The following is a 21641-nucleotide window of genomic DNA, read 5'->3' as shown; positions in this document are numbered from 1 at the left end:
CGGTCAGACGGTCGTGCGGTCGCGGCCCTCCCAGAACGGCTTCCGCAGGTCTTTCTTCATGATCTTCCCGGTCGGGTTGCGCGGCAGTTCCTCGGTGATGTCGACACTGCTCGGGCATTTGTAGCGGGCCAGCCGCTCGCGGCACCAGGCGATCAGTTCCTCCTCGGTCGCCGATCCCGCCAGTGAGACAACGGCTTTGACGGCCTCTCCCCACTTCTCGCTGGGCACGCCGATGACGGCCACCTCCACCACCGCCGGGTGCTCGGCCAGCACCCGCTCCACCTCGATGGAGTAGATGTTCTCGCCGCCGGAGATGATCATGTCCTTGAGCCGGTCCTCGACGAAGATGTAGCCGTCGGAGTCGATGCGCCCGATGTCTCCGGTGCGGAAGAAGCCGTCGGGGGTGATGGCGTCGGCGGTGGCGTCGGGGCGGTTGTGGTAGCCCTTCATCAGCTGCGGTGTGCGGAACCACAGCTCACCCTGCTCGCCCTCGGGTACGTCCTCCATAGTGTCCGGGTTCACCACGCGCAGTTCGGCGTTCGGGATCAGCGTGCCCGCACTGACCAGTCGCTCAGGGTGCTCGGTGTCGCGGTGTTCCTCGGGCATCAGGTGACTGATCACGCCGCACACCTCGGTCAGCCCGTACACCTGGATGAAGTCGGTGCCGGGCCAGGCCTCGAGCGCGGCCCTCAGCAGGGGCAGCGGCATCGGTGAGGCGCCGTAGCAGTAGGTCTTCAGCGCGCCGAAGAGCTTGACGGCATCCTCGCCGGACTCGAGCACCTTGGCCAGCACGGCGGGCACCAGGAAGGTCCGGTTGGCGCCCTTGAGTATCGCGCCGGCCAGCGATGCGCCGTCCACCTCGCGGGTCATCACGCTGGGCACGCCGTCGTGGATGCCGAACTGCACGTAGGACGATCCGCCGACGTGGAAGAGCGGCATCGACACCATGTTCTTGTCGCCCTCGTCGAAACCCCAGCCGTCGTGCGCGTTCACCGTGTGCGCGATGACGTTCGCCTGCGACAGCATCACGCCCTTGGGCCTGCCGGTGGTGCCCGAGGAGTACATCACCAGGCAGACGTCGTCGGGTTCGACGGTGTCCGCGCGTCCGGTCGGGGTGGCGGCGGCCAGCAGGTCCTCGTACTCGTCACCGTCGGCGCCGTCGGGCGTGAGCTCGACGAGATGCTCCACCGAGAGCCGGTCGCGGATCTTCTCGATCGCCGGCCGCAGTTCGGCGCCGACGACGAGCACCTTCGCGCCGCAGTCGTTGAGAACGAAGTCCAGCTCGTCGCCGGCCAGCCGGAAGTTGATGATCGCGTTGGCGGCGCCGAGCGAGGCCGCCGCCAGGGTCAGTTCGACGCCGGCCGGATGGTTCTTGTCGAGGAATGCCACGACGTCGCCGCGGCCGACGCCGAACCCCGTGAGCGCTCCGGCGAGGCGGCGTATCCGGTCGTTCCACTGGGCCCAGGTCCAGGACCGGTCGAGGTACACGAAGGCGTCTTCGTCCGGTTTGACCTCGGCCCAGTGCGCGGGCCGATCGTCGAGGAAGCGCGGTGGCGGCAACTCAGGCATGCGCAAAGCGTGCCATGACAACGGTCGTTGTCAATCCTCTTTCGCAGAGTCGGGCGCGGTGGTCTCCGGGGTGTGGATGCGGCGCAGGCCCTTGCGGTCGTAGAAGCGGGTGACCACGGCCCCGATCAGCAGACCGATCACCAGACCGACGCTCGTCATCACCAGCGAGTGGGTGAGCCCGGCGTCCGCGCGTCCGTCCAGATAGAGCAGCGCCCGTGCGCCGAGGAACACCTGATGCATCGGCTCGAACGTCGCCAGCCAGCCGAACACCTTGGGCGCCGCCTCCAAGGGGATCGTGGCTCCGTTCGAGGGCAGGCCCAGCATCACGAAGATGAAGAGGTTGACGATCAGTCCCATCGAACCCAGTACCGACACCAGCGACGTCGCGGTGATGCCGACCGCCGCGATCGTGAACGCCCCGTAGAGCCACAGCGTCAGCACATTCGGAATCGGCATCCCGAGGGCCGCCGCGATGCCGATGTAGGCGGCCGAGGTGAGCACCGCGAGGATCACCATGAACGCCCATTTGAGGAGAAGGGTCCGGAACCGCGAGATGTTCACCTGCTCGGCGAACCGGTACACCGGGCCCAGTTCGGCGGGGACGTAGCCCAGCATGGAGTCGACCAGCGAGCTGACGATGATGCTGCCGGTGAACCCGGCGAGCAGCAGCAGCAGCGCGTAGTAGAACGCCGACAGCCCGTTGCCGGTGCCGCTCGGCAGCGGATTGTGATCGTTGACCTGGATGTCGATCGGGCTGGACAGCGTCAGCGCCACACCGGCGGGCAGCGCGGCACCACCACCGGCCTGGGTGACCTCGGCGGTGATCTTCTTGCCGATCGTGGTGTTGGCCTCCTGCACGGCCTTGCTCAGCGCGAGACCGGCGATGCTGCCGCCGAGTTCGCCTGCCCGTGGGTTCGTCGACACGGTGATCACCGGTCGGACCACCTCTCCCGGCCGGGCGGCGCCCGTCGCGAGTGCCTGCAGGCCCGCCGAGAAGTCGGCGGGTATCTGCACCACCCCGTACACCTGCGCGGAGTCCAGCTGCCGGTCGGCTTCCTCGGCGGAGAGCACCCGCACGTCGAAGTCGTGCGAGTCGAGGCCGGACACCAGCCCGTCGGTGATCTGCTTGCCGTCGGGCCCCCGGTCCTGATCGACGACGGCCACCGGGAAGTGGTGCAGGTTCGAGGTCGGGTTGAGGATGCCGCCGAGATACAGGGCGGCCAACGCCGAGAAAACCACCAGCACAACGATGATCGGTTGCAGCCAGAACCTCGGCGTCCGGATGGTGGCGAGCGGATCGGGTGCGGCGTGCCGCGCGTGCTCGAGCGAGTGCATCGGATCTCCTGTCATCGGGCCGGCGGGCGGGCGCGGTCGTGTGGGCGGGGGCGCAGCAGGACGAGGGCGAGCACGATCGCGACCACCGGGACGGCGGCCATCATCAGGCTCAGGGTGTGGATGGCGTCGATCATGGCATCGGTCGCACCCACGACGACCTCCCTCGCGCGTTGCGGGTCGAGCACGTTGCCACCACCCACCGAGGACACCGACGTGCCGTGCGCGACCTGCAGTGCCTCGCGGGCTTGGGTCTCCGTGATCCCCGAACCCGCGAGCCGCTCCATGCCGTCGCGGAGGAACAGTGTGGTGCCGACGAGCGCGAACACCGCCGGGCCGAGGGAGTATCCGGCCTGTCCGACAGCGGATTTCACCGCGGAGACCGAGCCGCCGAGATCGGTGGGCGCCGCAGACATCATGATCGTAGACTGCGGTGTCTGCACCACCGCACCGCCGACGGCGTTGAGCAGCACCGCGGCGAACAGCAGCCACATCGACGTCTTCTCGCCGACCGTCGTCAGCACCAACAGTCCGGCGAGCAACAACAACAGCCCGGTCACCAGCACCGCGCGCTCACCGAAGCGCGTCGCGGCCCGGCCCGAACCCGTCGCGGCGATCGCCTGCATCAGGGTGGCGGGCACCAGCAGCAGTCCGAGCAACGCGGGCGACTCACCGCGCACCGACACCAGGTAGTACGCGAACAGGATGGTCGAGCCACCGGTGATGAAGTTGAACGCGGCGCCTGCGGTGACCGCGGCGTTGAACCGCCCCGACCGGAAGATGCGCAGATCGAGCGCCGGATCGGCGGCGGTCCGCTCGCGCAGCAGAAAAGCCGCGCCCGCAACGACACCCACCACGATGGCGATGACGGCGTCGGTGTTCAGTCCGCGCTGCAGCCGCGAGATGCCATAGACGAGCGCGAGCAGCGCCGCCGCGACCAGCGCCAGGCCCGGTATGTCGAGGCGGCCGGGTGCGCGCGGCGTCTCGGGCACGTACCGCAGGTGGATCACCAGGGCGATGACGGCCGCGACGGGCGCCACCAGGAAGCCCGTCCGCCAGCCCAGGTGTTCGGCCAGCAGACTGCCGATCGCGGGCATCGGTGTGGTGAGCGCGAACCCGGCGCCGAGATACAGTCCGATCGCCGCGGCTCGCCGTTGCGGCGGGAACACCGCGTTGATGGTCGCCAGCGAGAGGCCCAGCAGGAAGGCAAACGCCACCCCGGAGCCCGCGCGGGCTGCCATCAGCACCGCACCGGTGGGCGCGGCCGCGGCGAGGATGCCGAAGCCGATCGCCCCGAGCAGGCCGCCGGTGAACATCCGCTTCATGCCGTAGAGATCGCCGAGCGCACCGGCGCCGAGCACCGCCGCCGCCAGCGTCAGGGTGGCCAGGCTGGCGACGAAACTCGCCGTGCTTGGCGCCATCTCCAACCCGGCCCGGACCTCGGAGATGTTGGCCGACAGGATCGTCGGGTCGGCCGCGGTGATGCTGTACCCCAGCCCCATCGCGATGACGGTCATCGTGGCCGCCAGGCCGGACACCGTCACCGGCGACTCGTCGCGCTGCGCGCCGGGCGCGGGTGAGGTCATCCCGTGTGTACCGGACGGCCCGCCAGATACGTTGTCCGGACGTCAAGGTCGGCGATCTCCTCCGGCGGTACCGAGCGCGGGTCGGCCGAGAGCACCACCATGTCGGCGTACTTGCCCACCTCCAGCGAGCCGATCACGTCGTCGGAGAACAACTGCCAGGCCGCGTCGATGGTCTGGGCGCGGATCGCCTGGTCGACGGTCAGCCGCTCCTCCGGCCCCAGCACCCGGCCGCTCGGTGCGGTACGGGTGACCGCGACGCTGATGTTGCGCAGCGGCTCCTCCGGCGTGACGGGCGGATCGTTGTGCAGCGAGATCCGCATGCCCGTCTTGACCGCGGAACCGCAAGGCATCCAGCGGTTCCCGTGTTCGGGACCGAAGAGTCCGTCGACGATGACGTCGCCCCAGTAGTGGATCTGGTCGACGAAGATGCTGCAGGTGACCCCGAGGTCGTGGGCGCGCTGCAACTGTTCGTCACGGATCGCGCCGACATGCTCGAGGCGCAGCCGGTGATCGTCGCGCGGATGCTTGGCCAGCAGGGCCTCGTACACGTCGAGGATGGTGTCGACGCCCGCGTCGCCCTGGACGTGACACGCCATCGGCCAGCCGAGCGGGAAGTAGGCCTCGACGATCTCGGTGAGCTGTTCGCGGCTGTAGTTGGCGTGCCCGCAGGAACCCGGGACCACGCCGATCGCGCGGGTGGCGTCGGTGTCGAGATAGGGAAAGGACAGGTCGATGTTGCCGATCCACGGCGATCCGTCCACCCAGATCTTGATGCCCACCTGACGGACGACGTCGTCACCGTCGCCGGGGCTGGCCGCCGTGCTCATCTCCGGGTTGGAGATCTCGTAGGTACGCAACCGGACGCTCAGGTGTTCGCGCATCTGGTCCAGCAGCGGCCGGAACACCGGGTCGAACGCCATCTCCGAACAGGTGGTCAGGCCGGCCTGGTTCAGCCGGGCGCATTCCGCGAGCAGCATCCGGGGGAAGTCGGCCACCGTGATGGCCCCGGCCATCAGCGGGAAAACCGCACCGGTCTCCTCGGCGGTGCCGTCGAGCTCGCCGGCCTGGTCGCGACCGTACTTGGCGCCCTTGGGGTCCGGGGTGTCGCGGTTGACGCCGGCGTTGCGACCGGCGACGGAGTTGAAGAACGCCTTGTGCCCGGAGTTGTGGATGATCACCAACGGCGTCTCCGGCGCGATGCCGTCCAGCCACGCCAGCGTCGGCTCCGGCAGCCCGGGCTGCAGCAGCGCGTCCCAGCCCACCAGGTAGGCCCCCTCGTCGCCGCGCTTGTCCACCTCGGCGCGCACCATGGCGACGATCTCGTCGGCATCTGTGACGGTGACCGGCCGGATGTCGACCATCCGGTCGGACAGCACGACGGCCTCCATCAGCGGATGGCCGTGCGCCTCGACCAGGCCCGGCATCACGCAACCGGAGCCGATGTCGACGACCTCGGTGTCGGGGCCGATCCACGCGTCGATCTCGGCGCGGTCACCGACCGCGGCGATGCGGCCGCCCGACACGGCCAGCGCCTCGGCGGTGGGCTGCGCGGGATTGACGGTGAGGACATTTCCGGTGATGACGAGGTCAGCTGCAGGCACCGGGTGATGGTAGCGGCACCGCCTTGACCTGCGGTGACGTTCATGCCCAACAGTCACCAAGAATTTGCTGAAAAATTTCTCGGCGCCATGTCGATTTTCGGGGGGTGCCGCTCGACGTATGTGCGAGGGCACGATGGAGCGGGCCCCTTCCACACCGAAGAAGGAGACGAAGAAATGGCGCGTTACATGCTGATCATGCGGTCCACCCCCGAGGCCGAGGCCGCGATGGCAGAGCTGGAGATCGACTTCGACGAGATCATCGAGTCGATGGGCCGGTTCAACGAGGAGCTCGTCAAGGCCGGCGTGCTGCTGGCCGGTGAAGGGCTGACCGGACCCGAGGAAGGCTTCGTCGTCGACTACAGCTCCGACCCACCGGTGGTCACCGACGGTCCCTACACCGAGGCCAAGGAGCTTTTCAACGGCTTCTGGATCCTCGACGTGTCGTCCAAGGAGGAAGCCAAGCAGTGGGCGCAGAAGATCCCGCTGGGCAAGGGCGTGAAGGTCGAGGTGCGCCGGGTGTCGGAGACCGACGAGTTCCCGCTGGACAATCCGTGGATCCAGAAGGAGATCCAGTGGAAGGCCGACCTGGCCGAGAAGATCGCGGCGCAGGCGCGGGCCGACGCCGACAAGTTCGCGAGCCGCTGAGAAACACGGCTATCTGGCGCGGATCCTGATGGGTCCGCGCCAGTCGGCGTCCGGGTCGAGAACCTCACCGCGCTGGGTGATCTCGACCTCGCCCTCCCGAGCCAGGTCGCGGGCCACGGCACGGGCGTCGTCCATCCGGTCACGCCAGTGTTCACCGCCGACGGCCCGCGCCGCATCCGAGGGGCAGGTGCTGCTGGACCGACCGCGATGCACGGCGAGTGCCCGGATCGCGGCCCGCAACCGCTCACGCATCGGACCGTCGGCCAGCGCCGCGCGGGCGTGATCGGCGGCCGGCGACCCGCCGTCGGCGATGCGCGACAGCTCGGTCCGCAACGCGTCAGTCACGCCGTCCATGATTCCCGGTGGCCGGTGGCCACCGGGAACCGGACGATCAGAAGAAGGTCTGCGTGTTGGTGACGGTGCCGTTGTCGCACTTGATGGTGACGTTCCAGTTCGCGAACTTCGGGATCGCCGGGACGATGGCCAGATCGAACGTGCCGTTGGCGGGCAGCGGGAAGCTGCGCGAGTAACCGTCGGAGTCGTAGGTGCACTGCGAGGCCACGCCGCTGCGGTCGGTGATCCTGGCGGTCAGGCCGCCCACCCGCGGCGACCAGCTGACCGTCGGGCCCTGCTTGGCCGCCTCGGGTTTCGGCGCGGGCTTCTCTTCGGGCTTGGGCGCGGGCGGGGCGGCCTTGGCCACCCGGGATGCGGCGGCGGCGTTGTCGGTGGCCGCTTCGTCGCGGACCGACGGGATGACGCAGACCTTGTCCCCCGGGCTGGCCTCGCGCCAGACGAATCCCGACTTGCACGTCGGACTGCCGGGCACCGCGTTGTCTGCGGCCGCGGCGTTCTCCGCGGCGGTCCGTGACCGGACGCCCGGCGTGACGCAGACGTGGTCGCCCGCGAATGCCTCACGCCAGACGAAGCCCGGGATACAGGCGTCCGGCTGACCGGCCGCCGTGGGCGCCAGCGCAATGGCCCCGCCTGCGGCGAGCAGTGCGGCGGCCAGCGGAGCAAGTGCTACGCGCTTTGCTTGAAACGTTGACATTCTGACCTCATCTCACGGGGCGCGACCCTCGTCGCTGCCTTTACCTCGGGAATTGTCCTCCGCGTGCCGTAGCGAGCGGAAGCAAACAGAACGTTACGAATTTGCTCACTTGATTACGCGAGTAGTCGCGTACCCCACCGGCGGCACCGCAGGCCGTCCTGGACCCTTCACCGCCAACAATGGGGATCGCCTACTGGATTTCTGGAACACGTTCTAGTCTGAGTGCCATGACATCGGTTGCTGATTCCTCCCGCGAACTCCCGTCGGCCGACCGGCTGCGCCATCCGATCCATTCCGGTCACCTCACGGTCGGCGCGCTCAAGCGCAACCGGGACCGCCCGGTGCTGTTTCTCGGCGACACCACGATGACCGGCGGCCAACTCGCCGAGCGCATCAGCCAGTACATCCAGGCGTTCGAGGCGCTGGGCGCGGGCACCGGCGCGGCAGTCGGGCTGCTGTCGCTCAACCGGCCCGAGGTGCTGATGATCATCGGCGCTGGGCAAACTCAGGGCTACCGCCGCACGGCACTACACCCTCTCGGGTCGCTGGAGGATCACGCCTACGTGTTGTCCGACGCCGAGGTCACCGCGCTGATCATCGACCCCAACCCGATGTTCACCGAGCGAGCGCTGGGACTGCTGGAAAAGGTGCCCACGCTGTCGAAGATCCTCACCATCGGCCCGGTCCCCGAGGCGCTGTCGGACGTCGCGGTCGACCTCAGCGCCGAGGCAGCCAAGTACGAGCCGAAGCCACTGGTGGCCGCCGACCTGCCGCCCGACCACATCGGCGGGCTCACCTACACCGGTGGCACCACCGGGAAGCCCAAGGGCGTCATGGGCACCGTGCAGTCGATCACCACGATGACGACCATCCAGCTGGCCGAGTGGGAGTGGCCGGAGCGTCCGCGCTTCCTGATGTGCACCCCGCTCTCGCACGCCGGCGCGGCCTTCTTCGTGCCCACGGTGGTCAAGGGCGGCGAACTCATCGTGCTGACGAAGTTCGACCCGGCCGAGGTGCTGCGGGTGATCGAAGAGCAGAAGATCACCGCCACCATGCTGGTCCCGTCGATGATCTACGCGCTGATGGACCACCCGGATTCGCACACCCGTGACCTGTCGTCGCTGGAGACCGTCTACTACGGCGCCTCGGCGATGAACCCGGTACGACTCAAAGAGGCGATCCGCCGGTTCGGGCCGATCTTCGCCCAGTACTACGGCCAGTCCGAGGCGCCGATGGTGATCACCTATCTCGCCAAGGGCGACCACGACGAGAAGCGGCTGACGTCCTGCGGCAGGCCGACGGTGTTCTGCCGCACAGCACTGCTCGGCGAGGACGGACAGCCGGTGCCGCAGGGCGAGGTCGGCGAGATCTGCGTGTCCGGGCCGCTGCTGTCCGGCGGGTACTGGAAACTGCCCGACGCCACCGCCGAGACGTTCCGCGACGGCTGGATGCACACCGGCGATCTCGCCCGTGAGGACGAGGACGGCTTCTGGTACATCGTCGACCGCACCAAGGACATGATCGTCACCGGCGGCTTCAACGTGTTCCCCCGCGAGGTGGAGGACGTCGTCGCCGAACACCCGTCGGTGGCCCAGGTGTGCGTGATCGGGACACCCGACGAGAAGTGGGGCGAGGCGGTGACGGCGGTGGTGGTGCTTCGGCCCGACGCTGATTCGGACGGCGCGGCCATAGCGTCCATGACCGCCGAGATCCAGGCCGCCGTCAAGGAGCGCAAGGGCTCGGTCCAATCGCCCAAGCAGGTGATCGTCGTCGACTCGGTGCCGGTGACCGCACTCGGCAAGCCCGACAAGAAGGCGGTGCGCGCCCAGTTCTGGGCGGACGCCGGCCGCGCTGTCGGGTAGCCGCCGACTTTCGGCGTTTCGCCGATACCCGGGGCGGGTAAAGAGTGGCCGACACACCATCGAGACAGGACACCTACCGCGATGACCGACCCGACCACCGCCGCAGCCGCGTCCCGCACCTCCACCGCCTCCGAGGCCCTCAGCACCTGGGCCCTCTTCCTCAGCATGATCGCGATCGTCGGGTTCGCGATGAGCATCGGCGCCTTCGGCCTCGACCGCATCGCCCTGTCGTTCGGCGCCGGCCTGCTCTCGCTGACCAGCTTCGTCGCCAGCATGTTCTTCTTCCATGCCGACGCCGAGGACCCCACCGACTCCTGACGGTCCGCGCTAGCGTGGCGGAGTGCCGGACACCGACCTCCGCGAGACCGTCGACGCCGTCTGGAGGATGGAGGCGGCCAAGATCGTCGCTACGCTGACCCGGGTGGTCGGCGACGTCGGGATGGCCGAGGACCTCGCCCAGGAAGCGCTGGTCGAGGCGCTCGTCCAATGGCCCCATGCCGGGGTGCCGCGCAACGCCGGCGCGTGGCTCACCACCGTCGCCAAGCGCAAGGCCATCGACCAGTGGCGACGGCAGGAGTCACTGGACGCCAAGTACGCCGTGCTGGCCCGCGAGCTGGAGACCCACCTCGACGAACCGGCGTGGGACCCGGACCGCATCGACGACGACGTGCTGCGGCTGATGTTCATCTCCGCCCACCCCGTGCTGCCACGGGAGAGCCGGATCGTGTTGACGTTGCGCGTGGTCGGCGGTTTGACCACAGAGGAGATCGCGCGGGCCTTCCTCACATCGAAGGCGACGATCGCGGCACGGATCACGCGGGCCAAGAAGACGCTGGCCGCCGCGGAGGTGCCGTTCGAGGTGCCACCCCGCGACGAGTATCCGCAGCGGCTGTCCGCGGTGCTCGCGGTGATCTACCTGATCTACAACGAGGGCTACTCCGCGTCCTTCGGGCAGCGCTGGATCCGCGACGAACTGTGCAGCGAGGCACTGCGACTGGGCCGCGTGCTGGCGGCGCTCACGGATGATCAACCCGAAGTGCACGGACTGGTCGCGCTGATGGAGTTCCAGTCCTCACGCTTCGCGGCGCGCACCGACGCCGACGGCCGGGCGATCCTGCTCGAGGACCAGAACCGGGCGAAGTGGGACCGCGCGCAGATCCAGCGCGGCGTCGCGGAACTGCAGAAGGCCGCAGACGCCGTGCAGCGCAGGGGAACCGGCTGGGGACCGTACGCACTGCAGGCGGCGCTGGCCGAATGCCATGCCGTCGCGCCGACCGCCGGGGACACCGACTGGGCCCGCATCGTCACGCTCTACGACGGGCTGATCCAGGTGGCCCGCTCCCCGGTCGTCGAACTCAACCGCGCGGTGGCCGTCGCGATGGCCGCCGGACCCGCCGAGGCGCTCGCCATCGTCGACGGCATCACCGGCCTCGAGGACTCCTATCTGCTGCCCAGCGTGCGCGGTGAGTTGCTGGCGCGGTCGGGTCGCCACGACGAGGCGGCCGAGGAGTTCGACCGGGCCGCGAAGCTCACCGACAACGAGCGCGAGCGGGACGTGTTGACCGACAAGGCAGCTCGGGCACGGTCGGGCTAGGCGCCCGGCACGCCGGTCCTGGCCGCCACCGAATCCGCCGAGGCCGTGTCGAACACGTCGATGACGACGTCGGTGTCGCGGTAGCCGCCGATGTGGTGCAGGCCCGCGGTGGCGGCGATCACGTCGTTGGCGTGGTCGCCGCTCATCGGGTGGTCCTCGACACGGTGCCGCCAGTGCGCGGCGATCACGGTCGCGCCGTGTGACAGCACGGGCACCTGCCGGTCGAGCACCGCCCGCAGGGTGGCCGGTTGCAGGTAGTAGCAGACCTCCGAGAGCACCACGAGGTCGAATCGTGCCTGCGGCCACGGACCGTCGATCGACTGGTGCAGCAGCGTCACCTGACGTCTGCGCTGCGCGGCGAGCAACCGATGGTGCGTGGCGTCGAGGGCACCGCTCGCGACGTCGGTGGCCGTCACGTGGTCGCACCGACCGGTGAGCAGTTCGGTGAGCACGCCGACCGAGCAGCCCGGTTCGTAGGCGTGCCGGTACCGCGGATACGGCAGCAGCGCCATCGTGATCGCGTACTTGCGGCGCTCATACCACCTGTTATGCAGCTGCCAGGGATCGGCCGCCCGGGCGTACATCCGCTCGAAGTAGTCGTCGGGCAGCCGCGACGGCGTCACACCGGCTTAATTAGCCCGCCGGGGTGGTTTTCACACCTGGCACGATGGCGGCCATGGTGCACGTGGACGCCGTCCTGTTCGACTTCTCCGGCACGCTGTTCCGGCTCGAGGAGGATGCGAGCTGGTTCGACGGCATGGTGATCGACGACCGCCGCATCGAATCCCACGCGCAGTCCGAGATCATGCGACGACTGACGACGCCGGTGGAACTGGCGGTTCCGCTGACCCCTGAGGCGCACCACGCCTGGACGCAGCGCGACCTGGAGCCCGCGCTGCACCGCGAGGCCAATCTGCACGTGCTGCGCGCGTCGGGACTCGCCGACCACCACGCCGACGCGCTGTACGCCCGGCTGATCGACCCGGCGTGCTGGACGCCGTACCCCGACACCGCCGACGTGCTCGCCGCCCTGCGCGACCGCGGGGTCAAGACGGCGGTGGTGTCCAACATCCCGTTCGACGTCCGGCCGGCCTTCGAAGCCATCGGAGCCGCCGCCGACGAGTTCGTGTTGTCGTTCGAGGTGGGCGCCATCAAGCCCGACGCCGCGATCTTCGCCGATGCGCTCACCAGGCTGGATGTGGACGCCGAGAACACCGTCATGGTCGGCGACAGCGAGGAGGCCGACGGCGGCGCCCGCGCCCTGGGCTGCGGGTTCGTGCTCGTCGAGCCGCTGCCTACCGCGCAGCGGCCCGACGGCCTGCGCCGCGCACTGGCCGAGCACGGCCTGCCCGTCTGCGCGTAGCGTCGCGGCCATGTCAGGCAGCGAGCGAATCCGGCCGCCGTGGTGGCTGAAGTACGTGAACAAGGTGATGATCGCGGTGAACAGGACCGGCCTGCTCAAGGACGGCCCGGTGGTGCTGACGGTGACCGGCCGCAAGTCCGGCCAACCCCGATCGACGCCGATCACCCCGTTCGAGGTGGACGGCCGCCGCTACGTCGTCGGCGGTCTCCCCGGCTCGGACTGGGTGCGCAACGCCCAGGCCAACCCCGACGCCGTGCTGCTGCGGGGCCGGACCCGCGAACCGGTGCGGATGGTCGAGCTGCCCGCCGAGGAGGCCCGGCCGCTGCTGAGGCAGTTCCCGGTGCTGGTGCCCACCGGCGTCGGCTTCATGAAGAACGCGGGCCTGGTCACCGGGCCGCACCCCGACGAGTTCGAGGCGCTGACCGGCCGCTGCCCGGTGTTCCGCTTCGATCCGGTGACGTAGCGTGACGCTGTGAGCGACAACCCCTTCGACCCGTCGGCCTGGCAGCCCGTGCCCGGGTTCGAGCTGTCCGACATCACCTACCACCGTCACGTCGTCGACGGCCGGCCGCAACCGACCGTGCGAGTGGCGTTCGACCGCCCCGAGGTGCGCAACGCGTTCCGGCCACACACGGTCGACGAGCTCTACCGCGTGCTCGACCACGCCCGGATGTCGCCCGACGTCGGGGTGATCCTGCTGACCGGCAACGGCCCCAGCCCGAAGGACGGCGGCTGGGCGTTCTGCTCGGGTGGCGACCAGCGCATCCGTGGCCGCACCGGCTATCAGTACGCCTCCGGCGAGACGGCCGACACGGTCGACGCGGCCAGGGCCGGGCGGCTGCACATCCTCGAGGTGCAACGGCTCATCCGCTTCATGCCGAAGGTGGTCATCTGCCTGGTCAACGGCTGGGCCGCCGGCGGCGGGCACAGCCTGCACGTGACGTGCGACCTGACGCTGGCCAGCCGGCAGCACGCGCGGTTCAAGCAGACCGACGCCGACGTCGGCAGCTTCGACGGCGGCTTCGGCAGCGCCTACCTGGCCCGCCAGACCGGTCAGAAGTTCGCGCGCGAGATCTTCTTCCTCGGCCGCGCGTACGACGCCGAGCAGATGCACGCGATGGGCGCGGTGAACGCCGTCGTCGATCACGCCGAGCTCGAGGCCGAGGCGCTGCAGTGGGCGGCCGAGATCAACGGCAAGTCGCCGCAGGCGGTGCGGATGCTCAAGTTCTCGTTCAACCTCATCGACGACGGGCTGGTCGGTCAGCAGGTGTTCGCCGGTGAGGCAACGCGATTGGCGTACATGACCGATGAGGCCGTCGAGGGCCGCGACGCGTTCCTGGAGAAGCGCGACCCGGACTGGAGCGGGTTCCCCCGCTACTTCTGACAGCGGTTTTGGGCGTGATCCGGCGCGGTGAGCGCGCTGAATCACGCCGAAATCACTCAGTGCGGCGCGCCGCCTAGACTTCGACAGTGATCAGAAGCTCGCTGCGCCGACTGTCCGAGAGCCTGCTGCTGGCCAGCATGCGGCCGCCGCTGACCGACCAGCTGATGCAGCGCGGTCCCCAGGTGAAGCTGGCGGGCAAACGGATCCTGCTGACCGGCGCATCGTCGGGCATCGGCGAGGCGGCCGCGGAGAAGCTGGCCCGCCGCGGCGCCACCGTCGTCGTGGTGGCCCGCCGCCAGGACCTCCTCGACGCGGTCGCGCAACGGATCGTGGCCGCCGGCGGCGATGCCCGGGCGCGGGCCTGCGACCTGTCGGACCTCGACGCCGTCGACGAGCTGGTCGCCGAGGTGGAACGGGAGCTCGGCGGGATCGACATCCTGATCAACAACGCGGGCAAGTCGATTCGCCGGCCGCTTGCCGAGTCCCTGGACCGCTGGCATGACGTCGAGCGCACGATGACGCTCAACTACTACTCGCCGTTGCGGCTGATCCGCGGCCTCGCGCCGGGCATGATCGAGCGCGGGGACGGTCACATCATCAACGTCTCGACGTGGGGTGTGCTGAGCGAATCGTCGCCGCTGTTCGCCGTCTACAACGCCTCCAAGGCAGCGCTGAGCGCCGTCAGCCGGGTCGTGGAGACCGAATGGGGCAGGGACGGCGTGCATTCGACGACGCTGTACTACCCGCTGGTGAAGACGCCGATGATCGCACCGACCCGGGCCTACGACGGCCTGCCTGCGCTGAGCGCGTCCGAGGCCGCGGACTGGATGGTCACCGCCGCGCGCACCCGCCCGACCCGGATCGCGCCACGCATGGCGGTCACGGCACACGCCGTCAACAGCTTCTCCCCCGCGGCCGTCGACGCGATCATGAAGCGCCAGCAGGTACAACCGAACACCTGAGCAGATCAGGCCGTGGGCAGCGGGTGTTCGCGGTAGTCCTCGCGCAGCGCCTTCTTCAGCAGCTTTCCTGTCGCGGTGTGCGGCAGTTCGGGCACGAACACCACGTCGTCGGGCAGCCACCACTTGGCGACCCGCTCGCTGAGATAGGCGAGCACGCTGTCCCGGTCGACGTCGTGGCCGGGTCGCCTGACCACCAGCAGCAGCGGTCGCTCCTGCCATTTCGGGTGCGGCACACCGATGATCGCGGCCTCCGCGACACCCGGGTGACCCATCACCGCGTTCTCCACGTCGATCGAGGAGATCCATTCCCCGCCGGACTTGATCACATCCTTGGCGCGATCGACGAGGTGCAGAAAGCCGTCGGGGTCGATGGTCGCCACGTCGCCGGTGTCGAAGTAGCCCTCCTCGTCCAGCGGACAACCCCCTTCACCCCTGAAGTATCCGGAGGCGATCCAGGGTCCGCGGACCCGGAGATTGCCGAAGGCGGTGCCGTCCCACGGCAGCGGCTTTCCGTCGTCGTCGACGATCTTGAGGTCGACGCCCCACACGCCCCGTCCCTGTTTGAGTTTGATCTCGACGAGTTCGTCGCCGGACAGTTCGGCATGCTTGGGCAGCAGCGTGTTGACCACACCGATCGGGCTGGTCTCGGTCATCCCCCAGCCCTGCACCACCCTCACACCGAAGTCGTTCTCGAAGCGTTCGAGCATCGCGCGCGGCACCGCCGAGCCGCCGATGCCCACCCGGGTGAGCGGCAGCGAAGCCGGATCGATCTCCGGGTGTTCGTCCAGATAGCCGAACAACATCAGCCACACGGTGGGAACGCCCATGGAGAACGTCACCCCCTCGTCGCGCATGATCTCGTAGACGCTCTTGCCGTCGAGGTACGGACCCGGCATCACCACCTTCGATCCGACCATCGCCGCCGCGTAGGGCGCGCCCCAGGCGTTCGCGTGGAACATCGGCACGATGAGCATCAACGTCTCACCGGAGTGCAGGCCGAAGGTGTCGGGCGACAGTTCCATGAGCGAATGCAGCACCGTCGAGCGGTGGGAGTACAGGACGCCCTTCGGATTACCCGTGGTGCCGGATGTGTAGCAAAGCGACGACGCGGTGCGTTCGTCGAGCTCCGGCCAGGTGTACTCGTCGCTCTGCCGGGCGAGGAGATCGTCGAACGCTAGCAGGTTCGGCACCTCGACCGCCGGTAGCTGATCGCCTCCGCAGAGCGCGACGTACGTCGTCACGGACTCAAGCCGCGGCGCGAGCTTCTCGACGAGCGGCGCGAAATCCACGTCGAACATCAGCACCCGGTCCTGTGCGTGGTCGACGATGTACTCGATCTGTTCGGGGAAGAGGCGTGGATTCACCGTGTGCAGCACGGCGCCCGAGCCCGAGACGCCGAAGTACAGCGCGAGGTGCCGGTGGGTGTTCCAGGCCAGCGTGCCGACCCGGTCGCCGGGGCCGACGCCGAGCTCCGCCAGCGCGTTGGCGACCCGGCGGGCGTCGGTGCGCACGCCGCGCCAATCGGTACGGTGCGCGCCGCCACCCGGCAGCCGCGAGACGATCTCGGTGTCCGGGTGGAAGGTTGCCGCGTGCTCGATCAGCGAGGAGATCAGCAGCGGATGCTCTTGCATCAATCCATACACGACGGTTCCCCCATCGATTGCCGGTGCGAACGGCTCAGGCAAACAATGGTGGCACCGTTGGGCGCCGCGCGGGCGGATTCGGGCTTTTGTCCGGATGGTAGACACGACCCATGGAGATCCTGGCCAGCCGGATGCTGCTCCGCCCGGCGGACTATCAGCGGTCCTTGGCGTTCTACCGCGATGAGATCGGCCTGGCGATCGCCAGGGACTACGGCGCGGGCACGGTCTTCTACGCCGGCCAGTCACTCATCGAGCTGGCCTCACACGGCGGTCCGGACGCCTGCGGGACGATGTGGCTGCAGGTCCGCGACGTCCACGCGACGCAGGACGAACTGACCGGCCGCGGCGTGCCGATCGCCCGCGAGGCCCGCCGGGAGCCATGGGGACTGCACGAGATGCACGTCAGCGACCCCGACGGCGTCACCCTGATCTTCGTCCAGGTCCCCGAGGACCATCCGCTGCGCCGCGACACCAGAGACTGACGCCGGATCGGTCAGCGTGCGGGCGCCGCCAGCGGCCATCCCACCGAGGCCAGCCGGGAGGCCACCTGGTGGATCTCCTCGGGATTGGGCTCCTTGTCGATGACGGCCTGCACTGCGGCGCGGATCTCGGCCTCGGTCACGGAGTCCGATTCGGTGGACCGGAGCACGGACTGGGCGGCCTTGACCACCTCGTCCTCCGACAGCGAGCGCTTGAGCAGCGCGAGCAGCGGGAAGTAGTCCTTCTGCGGCACGCCCTGCGGGTAGCCGTCGTGCAGCCAGGCGAGCACATTGTCCAGAACGCCCTGGTTCTCTGTCATCGCTTGTGCCTCACTTAGCCGGGATGAACGGGACGGGATTGAATCCGAAGTGGTGCTCGATCGTGGTCCGGGTGATCCACAGCAGTGCGATGACGATCACCGCGGCGACCACGGTGAACAGCGCGAGGCCGAGGAACTTCAGCGCCGGGTTGGGCGCCCGGGTGGTGCCGTCCGCCTCGACGTTGCCCGCTCCGGCCGAGTAGGCCACCAGGCCGTAGGCGAAGATCGCGGGCAGGCCGGCGCCGAGGATGAGACCGATCACGAGCACCTTGAGGACGCTCTCCAGATAGATCATGGGGTTTCCTGTTCTCGCCGTCAGACCGTCGCGGCGGGCTTGGTGGACTCGGTCGCCTCGCGCAGCTCCGCGGGGACCACCGAGTTCGTGGTGTCGTCCCAGTCGGCGTTGACGTTGCTGTGGTCGACCTTCTGCTGCTGGGCACGCCACCACATGTAGGCGGACAGACCGACCAGGATCAGGAAGATCAGGCCGTCGCCCACCAGCTGCGTGGTGAAGCCGGCGACCGTGTGGGAGATCCAGAACGACAGTGCGCCAACCAGTCCGGCCGCGGGGAGCGTGACCAGCCAGGCCAGCGCCATCCGTCCGGCGACCGCCCAGCGCACCTGGGCGCCCGGCTTGCCGACGCCGCTGCCCAGGATCGAACCGGTGGCCACGTGGGTGGTGGACAGCGCCATGCCCGCCGCGCTCGAGCTGAGGATGATCGCGGCCGACGACGCCTCGGCGGCGAAGCCCTGCGGCGACTCGATCTCCACGAGTCCCTTGCCCAGGGTGCGGATGACGCGCCAGCCACCGAGGTAGGTGCCGAGGCCGATCGCGATGGCGCAGGAGGCGATGATCCAGAACGGCAGGCCGTTCTCCTTCACGTCGCCGGTGAGGTGGCCGGTGGTGATGAGTGCGAGCGCGATGACGCCCATCGTCTTCTGCGCGTCGTTGGTGCCGTGCGACAGAGCGACGAGGGACGCGGTGGCGATCTGGCCCCAGCGGAAGCCGTCCTCGCGGCGCTTCGCGAAGACCTTCCGGGTGATCCGGTAGACCAGCCAGGTTCCGCATCCCGCGACGAGGCCGGCGATCACCGGCGCCGCGACGGCGGGGATCAGCACCTTCTGCGTGACGCCCGCCCAGTTGATGCCCGCGAGTCCCACGGCAGCCAGGCCCGCGCCGATGAGGCCGCCGAAGAGTGCGTGCGAGGAACTCGACGGGATGCCGAACAGCCACGTCAGCAGGTTCCACAGGATGCCGCCGATGAGGCCGGCGAAGATGATCGTCAGGCCCATCGACGCGTCAATGTTCGGCAGCAGCGTGCCGGTCTTGCTGTCCTGGATCTTCAGCACCGAGGTGGTGACGGTGAGGGCCACCTCGACCGACAGGAACGCGCCGACGAGGTTGAGCACCCCGGCCAGCAGCACCGCCGTCTTCGGCTTCAGCGCCCGGGTCGCGATCGAGGTCGCCATCGCGTTCCCGGTGTCGTGGAACCCGTTGGTGAAGTCGAACGCCAGTGCTGTTGCTATCAGCAGCACCAGGATGAATCAGCTCTGAGCTCATGCCGTTGATTCTGAGGGACTCTCAGCGAAATCCGCCAACGACGCGCGCCCGGAAACCGGCGGATGAGCAGGGCCTTTACCTGATCCCGGGAGCTGTTCACCCGATGTTCATCCGACGTCTTCCCGTCGGACGCACAGCAAGCTCACAGCTTGGGTCCGGACGCCCGATTTGCGGGTTCGGCACTACCATCGAAGCAACCGAACGTCGTCGGAAGTGACAGCCGAAGTGACACTGTGACCAAGTTCCTGGCGAAGATCGCCGCGTGGATCACCGCGGGCTATCCCGAGGGTGTGCCCGGGCCCGACCGGGTGCCCCTGCTGGCGCTGCTCCGTCGGCGTCTCTCCGACGACGAGGTCCGCACCCTCACGCAGGATCTGATCGATCGAGGCGAGTTCGACCACGTCGACATCGGCGTCCTCATCACCCAGTTCACCGACGAACTGCCCGTACCCGAGGACATCGAGCGGGTCCGGTCCCGGCTGGCCGAACAGGGCTGGCCACTCGACGATGCGCGTGACGCCGGGGAGGACGAATAGCCGTCCTGCGCGCCCTGCCGATCGGCCCTGGCGATGCGGCCACCTCGGTCCTGCCCGACGTGGCGGACGCGCTGGCCGGCCGCGGCGCCGCCCTGCTACCGGTGCCCGCTCACGACGATCGTCAGACCGCCGTGCTGACAACGGCTTTGCGTGCCGGCGAACCGATCGACGACGACGTCGCCGTGGTGGTGGCCACGTCGGGCACCACGGGCACGCCGAAGGGGGCGATGCTGACCGCCGCGGCGCTGGTGGCGAGTGCCGAGGCGACGCACAGCCGGCTGGGCGGCGCCGGACGCTGGCTGCTCGCCCTGCCCGCCTATCACGTGGCAGGCCTGCAGGTGCTGGTCCGCAGCATCGTCGCGGGCGCGGATCCGGTCGCGGTGCCTGCGGACGTCGATCCGGCCGACCTGCCCGCCGCGGTGCGGACGATGGGTTCCGGCCGGCGCTATGCCTCGGTGGTGGCCGTGCAGTTGGACAAGGCGCTGCGCTCGCCGGCCGCGGCGGCGGCACTGGCCGAGCTGGATGCCGTCCTGGTCGGCGGTGGACCGATGCCCGCCGGCCTGGCCGAACGCGCTGCGGCCGCAGGCGTTTCGGTGGTGCGGACGTACGGGATGAGCGAGACCGCGGGCGGCTGCGTGTACGACGGCCTGCCGCTCGAGGGAGTGCAGCTGCGACTCGACGACTCGCGCGTCGTGCTGGGCGGCGCCACGGTGGCCAAGGGCTACCGCAATCCGGTGCAGCCCGACCCGTTCGCCGAATCCGGCTGGTTCCGCACCGACGACGTCGGCGCCATCGACGACTCGGGCCGGCTCCGTGTGCTCGGCCGGGTCGACGACGCGATCAGCACCGGCGGGCTCACGGTGCTGCCGCAACTGGTGGAGTCGGCCCTCGCCACCCACGCAGCCGTCGCGGACAGCGCGGTCTTCGGCGTGCCCGACGACAGGCTGGGTCAGCGCGTCGTGGCGGCGCTCGTCCTCACCGCCGGTGCTGCCCCGCCGTCCGTTGCCGACCTGCGCGCACACGTCGCACAGACACTCGACGTCACCGCCGCGCCCCGTGAGGTGCACGTCGTGGACGACCTGCCCCGCCGCGGCATCGGAAAGCTGGACCGGCGCGCGCTGGCGGCCAGGTTCAGTCCACCGGTTTGAGCGGGTCGTGCCCGATGGTCATCAGCCGGTGGCGCCAGTTCTCCTGCCCGGCTTTGGGCTCCATGTCGACGCCGCGTTCGGCGTGGACGCGGTCGACGACCTTGCGCATCGTGTGCTCGTCCTCGGTGGTCAGGTCGACCCGCCGCTTCTGCAGCACCGCGAGCACCTGCCTGCCCGTCTGGCTGCCGGCGTGGTCGGGCAGTTCCTCGCTGTCCTCGTGGGCGGACCTGGTGCGCAGCCAGTCCTGCAGCTCGCGGGACGACATGTTGACCACGCGGTGGAATTCGTTCCACAGGTCGTCGCTGACCTCTACGTGTTGCGTCATGGTGGTCGGCTACCCGCCTCCGGGAGCCGTTAACCGGTTGGCACGCTCGGGCATGATGGACGCATGCGCCGAGAAGTGACCACCGTCGACGAGCTCCGCGCGATCGTCGGACACCCCAACTCCTTCGTCGCCAACAAAGTGAGTCCCCGGCTGTCCGACGTGCACCAGAACTGGCTCAGCGCGGCGCGCCTCGGGTTCGTGGCCACCTACGACGCCGACGGCCGGGTCGACGTGTCCCCGAAGGGCGATCCGGCCGGCTTCGTGCACGTCATCGACGAGTCGACGGTCGCGATCCCGGAACGACCGGGCAACAAACGCGTCGACGGCTACCTCAACGTGCTGGAGCGGCCGCGGGTCGGCTCGGTGTTCGTCATCCCCGGTCGTGGCGACACGCTTCGCGTCAACGGCAGCGCCAGGGTGCTCGCGGACGCCGACTACTTCGACGCGCTGGCGGTGAAGGGGAAGCGGCCGATCCTCGCGCTGGAGATCGACGTCGAGGAAGTGTTCTTCCACTGCTCCAAGGCTTTTCTGCGGTCGGACGCGTGGAAGCCGGAGAGCTGGACACCCGATGTCGTGCCGTCGGTGGCGCAGCTCGCCAAGACGTTCAAGCCGACGCTGAGCCAGGAGGAGCTGGACGACTACTACAGCGAGGACAGCCTCCGCAAGATGCTCTACTGACCGAC

23 protein-coding genes and 1 pseudogene are annotated in these 21641 nt (G+C 69.1%); 12 read left to right on the top strand and 12 right to left on the bottom strand.

The genetic code is table 11. The annotated features are described in order from the left end of the window. Positions 1–3: 3 nt before the first annotated feature. Genes O6P37_RS26875 through O6P37_RS26860 form a run of 4 tightly spaced genes read right to left on the bottom strand, consistent with a single transcriptional unit; the run spans position 4 to position 6088 of the window. On the bottom strand, positions 4–1569 hold the full coding sequence (locus tag O6P37_RS26875; protein WP_269896932.1) for a long-chain-fatty-acid--CoA ligase: 1566 nt from the start codon (positions 1567–1569) through the stop codon (positions 4–6). Between the two features lie 30 nt (positions 1570–1599). After that, positions 1600–2904 (bottom strand): YhgE/Pip domain-containing protein, encoded by a 1305-nt coding sequence (locus O6P37_RS26870; protein WP_269896931.1) that lies wholly within the window; start codon positions 2902–2904, stop codon positions 1600–1602. 11 nt (positions 2905–2915) lie between these two features. Continuing rightward, on the bottom strand, positions 2916–4487 hold the full coding sequence (locus O6P37_RS26865) for an MFS transporter (RefSeq protein ID WP_269896930.1): 1572 nt from the start codon (positions 4485–4487) through the stop codon (positions 2916–2918). After that, positions 4484–6088: an amidohydrolase gene (locus tag O6P37_RS26860; protein WP_269896929.1), complete on the bottom strand. Its 1605-nt coding sequence runs from the start codon at positions 6086–6088 to the stop codon at positions 4484–4486. Before O6P37_RS26860 ends, O6P37_RS26865 begins: the two co-directional genes overlap by 4 nt. Positions 6089–6262: 174 nt before the next feature. On the opposite strand from O6P37_RS26860, the gene O6P37_RS26855 reads away from it, so the two are divergent. After that, entirely contained in the window at positions 6263–6733 is a 471-nt protein-coding gene (locus O6P37_RS26855; protein ID WP_269896928.1) for a YciI family protein, read from the top strand. 9 nt (positions 6734–6742) lie between these two features. On the opposite strand, the gene O6P37_RS26850 is transcribed toward O6P37_RS26855, so the two are convergent. Together O6P37_RS26850 and O6P37_RS26845 are read right to left on the bottom strand one after the other, a co-directional pair. Then, positions 6743–7087, bottom strand: a complete 345-nt coding sequence (locus O6P37_RS26850; protein ID WP_408633255.1) for a DUF3253 domain-containing protein — start codon at positions 7085–7087, stop codon at positions 6743–6745. A gap of 37 nt (positions 7088–7124) precedes the next feature. Beyond that, positions 7125–7781, bottom strand: coding sequence for a hypothetical protein (locus O6P37_RS26845; RefSeq protein WP_269896926.1), 657 nt, complete (start codon positions 7779–7781; stop codon positions 7125–7127). Between the two features lie 227 nt (positions 7782–8008). On the opposite strand from O6P37_RS26845, the gene fadD8 reads away from it, so the two are divergent. The 3 genes from fadD8 to O6P37_RS26830 all read left to right on the top strand — a co-directional run bounded on the left by fadD8 (position 8009) and on the right by O6P37_RS26830 (position 11237). Continuing rightward, positions 8009–9643, top strand: a complete 1635-nt coding sequence (gene fadD8 / locus O6P37_RS26840) for a fatty-acid--CoA ligase FadD8 (protein ID WP_269896925.1) — start codon at positions 8009–8011, stop codon at positions 9641–9643. Between the two features lie 81 nt (positions 9644–9724). Continuing rightward, entirely contained in the window at positions 9725–9961 is a 237-nt protein-coding gene (locus tag O6P37_RS26835) for a hypothetical protein (protein WP_269896924.1), read from the top strand. Positions 9962–10028: 67 nt separating this feature from the next. Continuing rightward, positions 10029–11237, top strand: coding sequence for an RNA polymerase sigma factor (locus O6P37_RS26830; protein ID WP_269896950.1), 1209 nt, complete (start codon positions 10029–10031; stop codon positions 11235–11237). Here the strand turns inward: O6P37_RS26830 and O6P37_RS26825 are convergent. Further along, positions 11234–11821, bottom strand: coding sequence for an SAM-dependent methyltransferase (locus O6P37_RS26825; RefSeq protein ID WP_269896949.1), 588 nt, complete (start codon positions 11819–11821; stop codon positions 11234–11236). The two genes, O6P37_RS26830 and O6P37_RS26825, sit on opposite strands and share 4 nt — an antisense overlap. 92 nt (positions 11822–11913) lie before the next feature. Between O6P37_RS26825 and O6P37_RS26820 the strand changes: the two genes are divergently transcribed. The 4 genes from O6P37_RS26820 to O6P37_RS26805 all read left to right on the top strand — a co-directional run bounded on the left by O6P37_RS26820 (position 11914) and on the right by O6P37_RS26805 (position 14946). Then, positions 11914–12600 carry an HAD family hydrolase gene (locus O6P37_RS26820; protein WP_408633258.1) on the top strand — a complete coding sequence of 229 codons (687 nt, stop codon included), beginning with the start codon at positions 11914–11916 and terminating at the stop codon, positions 12598–12600. Positions 12601–12610: 10 nt separating this feature from the next. After that, positions 12611–13063, top strand: coding sequence for a nitroreductase family deazaflavin-dependent oxidoreductase (locus O6P37_RS26815; RefSeq protein ID WP_269896923.1), 453 nt, complete (start codon positions 12611–12613; stop codon positions 13061–13063). 9 nt (positions 13064–13072) lie between these two features. Then, positions 13073–13984, top strand: a complete 912-nt coding sequence (locus tag O6P37_RS26810; RefSeq protein WP_269896922.1) for a 1,4-dihydroxy-2-naphthoyl-CoA synthase — start codon at positions 13073–13075, stop codon at positions 13982–13984. Positions 13985–14070: 86 nt separating this feature from the next. Further along, positions 14071–14946 carry an SDR family oxidoreductase gene (locus tag O6P37_RS26805; RefSeq protein ID WP_269896921.1) on the top strand — a complete coding sequence of 292 codons (876 nt, stop codon included), beginning with the start codon at positions 14071–14073 and terminating at the stop codon, positions 14944–14946. A 5-nt stretch (positions 14947–14951) separates the two neighbouring features. Here the strand turns inward: O6P37_RS26805 and O6P37_RS26800 are convergent, their stop codons facing one another. Further along, positions 14952–16589, bottom strand: a complete 1638-nt coding sequence (locus O6P37_RS26800; protein ID WP_269896920.1) for a long-chain-fatty-acid--CoA ligase — start codon at positions 16587–16589, stop codon at positions 14952–14954. A 110-nt stretch (positions 16590–16699) separates the two neighbouring features. On the opposite strand from O6P37_RS26800, the gene O6P37_RS26795 reads away from it, so the two are divergent. Beyond that, complete coding sequence (locus O6P37_RS26795) at positions 16700–17071, top strand: VOC family protein (RefSeq protein WP_269896919.1); 372 nt, start codon at positions 16700–16702, stop codon at positions 17069–17071. Positions 17072–17082: 11 nt separating this feature from the next. Here the strand turns inward: O6P37_RS26795 and O6P37_RS26790 are convergent, their stop codons facing one another. The 3 genes and pseudogenes from O6P37_RS26790 to O6P37_RS26780 form a co-directional block, all read right to left on the bottom strand. Beyond that, the gene (locus tag O6P37_RS26790) at positions 17083–17388 is read right to left on the bottom strand and encodes a DUF3349 domain-containing protein (RefSeq protein WP_264014784.1); all 306 of its coding nucleotides are present in this window, start codon (positions 17386–17388) and stop codon (positions 17083–17085) included. A 10-nt stretch (positions 17389–17398) separates the two neighbouring features. Next, the gene (locus tag O6P37_RS26785) at positions 17399–17683 is read right to left on the bottom strand and encodes a hypothetical protein (protein ID WP_264014783.1); all 285 of its coding nucleotides are present in this window, start codon (positions 17681–17683) and stop codon (positions 17399–17401) included. Between the two features lie 20 nt (positions 17684–17703). After that, positions 17704–18949 (bottom strand): annotated as a pseudogene (locus O6P37_RS26780) (anion permease). Positions 18950–19182: 233 nt separating this feature from the next. Here O6P37_RS26780 and O6P37_RS26775 point away from each other — a divergent pair. Together O6P37_RS26775 and menE are read left to right on the top strand one after the other, a co-directional pair. Beyond that, on the top strand, positions 19183–19485 hold the full coding sequence (locus O6P37_RS26775) for a DUF3349 domain-containing protein (RefSeq protein ID WP_264014781.1): 303 nt from the start codon (positions 19183–19185) through the stop codon (positions 19483–19485). A gap of 50 nt (positions 19486–19535) precedes the next feature. Then, positions 19536–20633 carry an o-succinylbenzoate--CoA ligase gene (gene menE, locus O6P37_RS26770; RefSeq protein ID WP_269896947.1) on the top strand — a complete coding sequence of 366 codons (1098 nt, stop codon included), beginning with the start codon at positions 19536–19538 and terminating at the stop codon, positions 20631–20633. On the opposite strand, the gene O6P37_RS26765 is transcribed toward menE, so the two are convergent. Further along, a complete protein-coding gene (locus O6P37_RS26765) occupies positions 20617–20958 on the bottom strand; it encodes a DUF3140 domain-containing protein (RefSeq protein ID WP_269896918.1) in 342 nt (113 codons plus the stop codon). The genes menE and O6P37_RS26765 overlap by 17 nt on opposite strands. A gap of 63 nt (positions 20959–21021) precedes the next feature. Here O6P37_RS26765 and O6P37_RS26760 point away from each other — a divergent pair, with 63 nt between their 5' ends. Further along, on the top strand, positions 21022–21636 hold the full coding sequence (locus tag O6P37_RS26760) for an MSMEG_1061 family FMN-dependent PPOX-type flavoprotein (protein WP_269896917.1): 615 nt from the start codon (positions 21022–21024) through the stop codon (positions 21634–21636). Positions 21637–21641 lie beyond the last annotated feature (5 nt).

Origin of the sequence: Mycobacterium hippophais (genome assembly GCF_027529605.1) — a bacterium.
GTDB classification, from domain to species: domain Bacteria; phylum Actinomycetota; class Actinomycetes; order Mycobacteriales; family Mycobacteriaceae; genus Mycobacterium; species Mycobacterium arseniciresistens.
Note: the sequence above shows the minus strand (reverse complement) of the source record. Positions and strands in the feature narration are given on the sequence as shown.

Excerpts from the sequence above, each read along its gene's own strand:
- O6P37_RS26830 (WP_269896950.1), top strand. The coding sequence starts at position 10,029 with ATGGAGGCGGCCAAGATCGTCGCTACGCTGACCCGGGTGGTCGGCGAC.
- O6P37_RS26765 (WP_269896918.1), bottom strand. The coding sequence starts at position 20,958 with ATGACGCAACACGTAGAGGTCAGCGACGACCTGTGGAACGAATTCCAC.
- O6P37_RS26855 (WP_269896928.1), top strand. The coding sequence starts at position 6,263 with ATGGCGCGTTACATGCTGATCATGCGGTCCACCCCCGAGGCCGAGGCC.
- O6P37_RS26790 (WP_264014784.1), bottom strand. The coding sequence starts at position 17,388 with ATGACAGAGAACCAGGGCGTTCTGGACAATGTGCTCGCCTGGCTGCAC.
- O6P37_RS26875 (WP_269896932.1), bottom strand. The coding sequence starts at position 1,569 with ATGCCTGAGTTGCCGCCACCGCGCTTCCTCGACGATCGGCCCGCGCAC.
- O6P37_RS26815 (WP_269896923.1), top strand. The coding sequence starts at position 12,611 with ATGTCAGGCAGCGAGCGAATCCGGCCGCCGTGGTGGCTGAAGTACGTG.
- fadD8 (WP_269896925.1), top strand. The coding sequence starts at position 8,009 with ATGACATCGGTTGCTGATTCCTCCCGCGAACTCCCGTCGGCCGACCGG.
- O6P37_RS26825 (WP_269896949.1), bottom strand. The coding sequence starts at position 11,821 with ATGTACGCCCGGGCGGCCGATCCCTGGCAGCTGCATAACAGGTGGTAT.
- O6P37_RS26845 (WP_269896926.1), bottom strand. The coding sequence starts at position 7,781 with ATGTCAACGTTTCAAGCAAAGCGCGTAGCACTTGCTCCGCTGGCCGCC.
- O6P37_RS26785 (WP_264014783.1), bottom strand. The coding sequence starts at position 17,683 with ATGATCTATCTGGAGAGCGTCCTCAAGGTGCTCGTGATCGGTCTCATC.
- O6P37_RS26865 (WP_269896930.1), bottom strand. The coding sequence starts at position 4,487 with ATGACCTCACCCGCGCCCGGCGCGCAGCGCGACGAGTCGCCGGTGACG.
- O6P37_RS26820 (WP_408633258.1), top strand. The coding sequence starts at position 11,914 with ATGGTGCACGTGGACGCCGTCCTGTTCGACTTCTCCGGCACGCTGTTC.
- O6P37_RS26835 (WP_269896924.1), top strand. The coding sequence starts at position 9,725 with ATGACCGACCCGACCACCGCCGCAGCCGCGTCCCGCACCTCCACCGCC.
- O6P37_RS26795 (WP_269896919.1), top strand. The coding sequence starts at position 16,700 with ATGGAGATCCTGGCCAGCCGGATGCTGCTCCGCCCGGCGGACTATCAG.
- O6P37_RS26850 (WP_408633255.1), bottom strand. The coding sequence starts at position 7,087 with ATGGACGGCGTGACTGACGCGTTGCGGACCGAGCTGTCGCGCATCGCC.
- O6P37_RS26760 (WP_269896917.1), top strand. The coding sequence starts at position 21,022 with ATGCGCCGAGAAGTGACCACCGTCGACGAGCTCCGCGCGATCGTCGGA.
- O6P37_RS26870 (WP_269896931.1), bottom strand. The coding sequence starts at position 2,904 with ATGCACTCGCTCGAGCACGCGCGGCACGCCGCACCCGATCCGCTCGCC.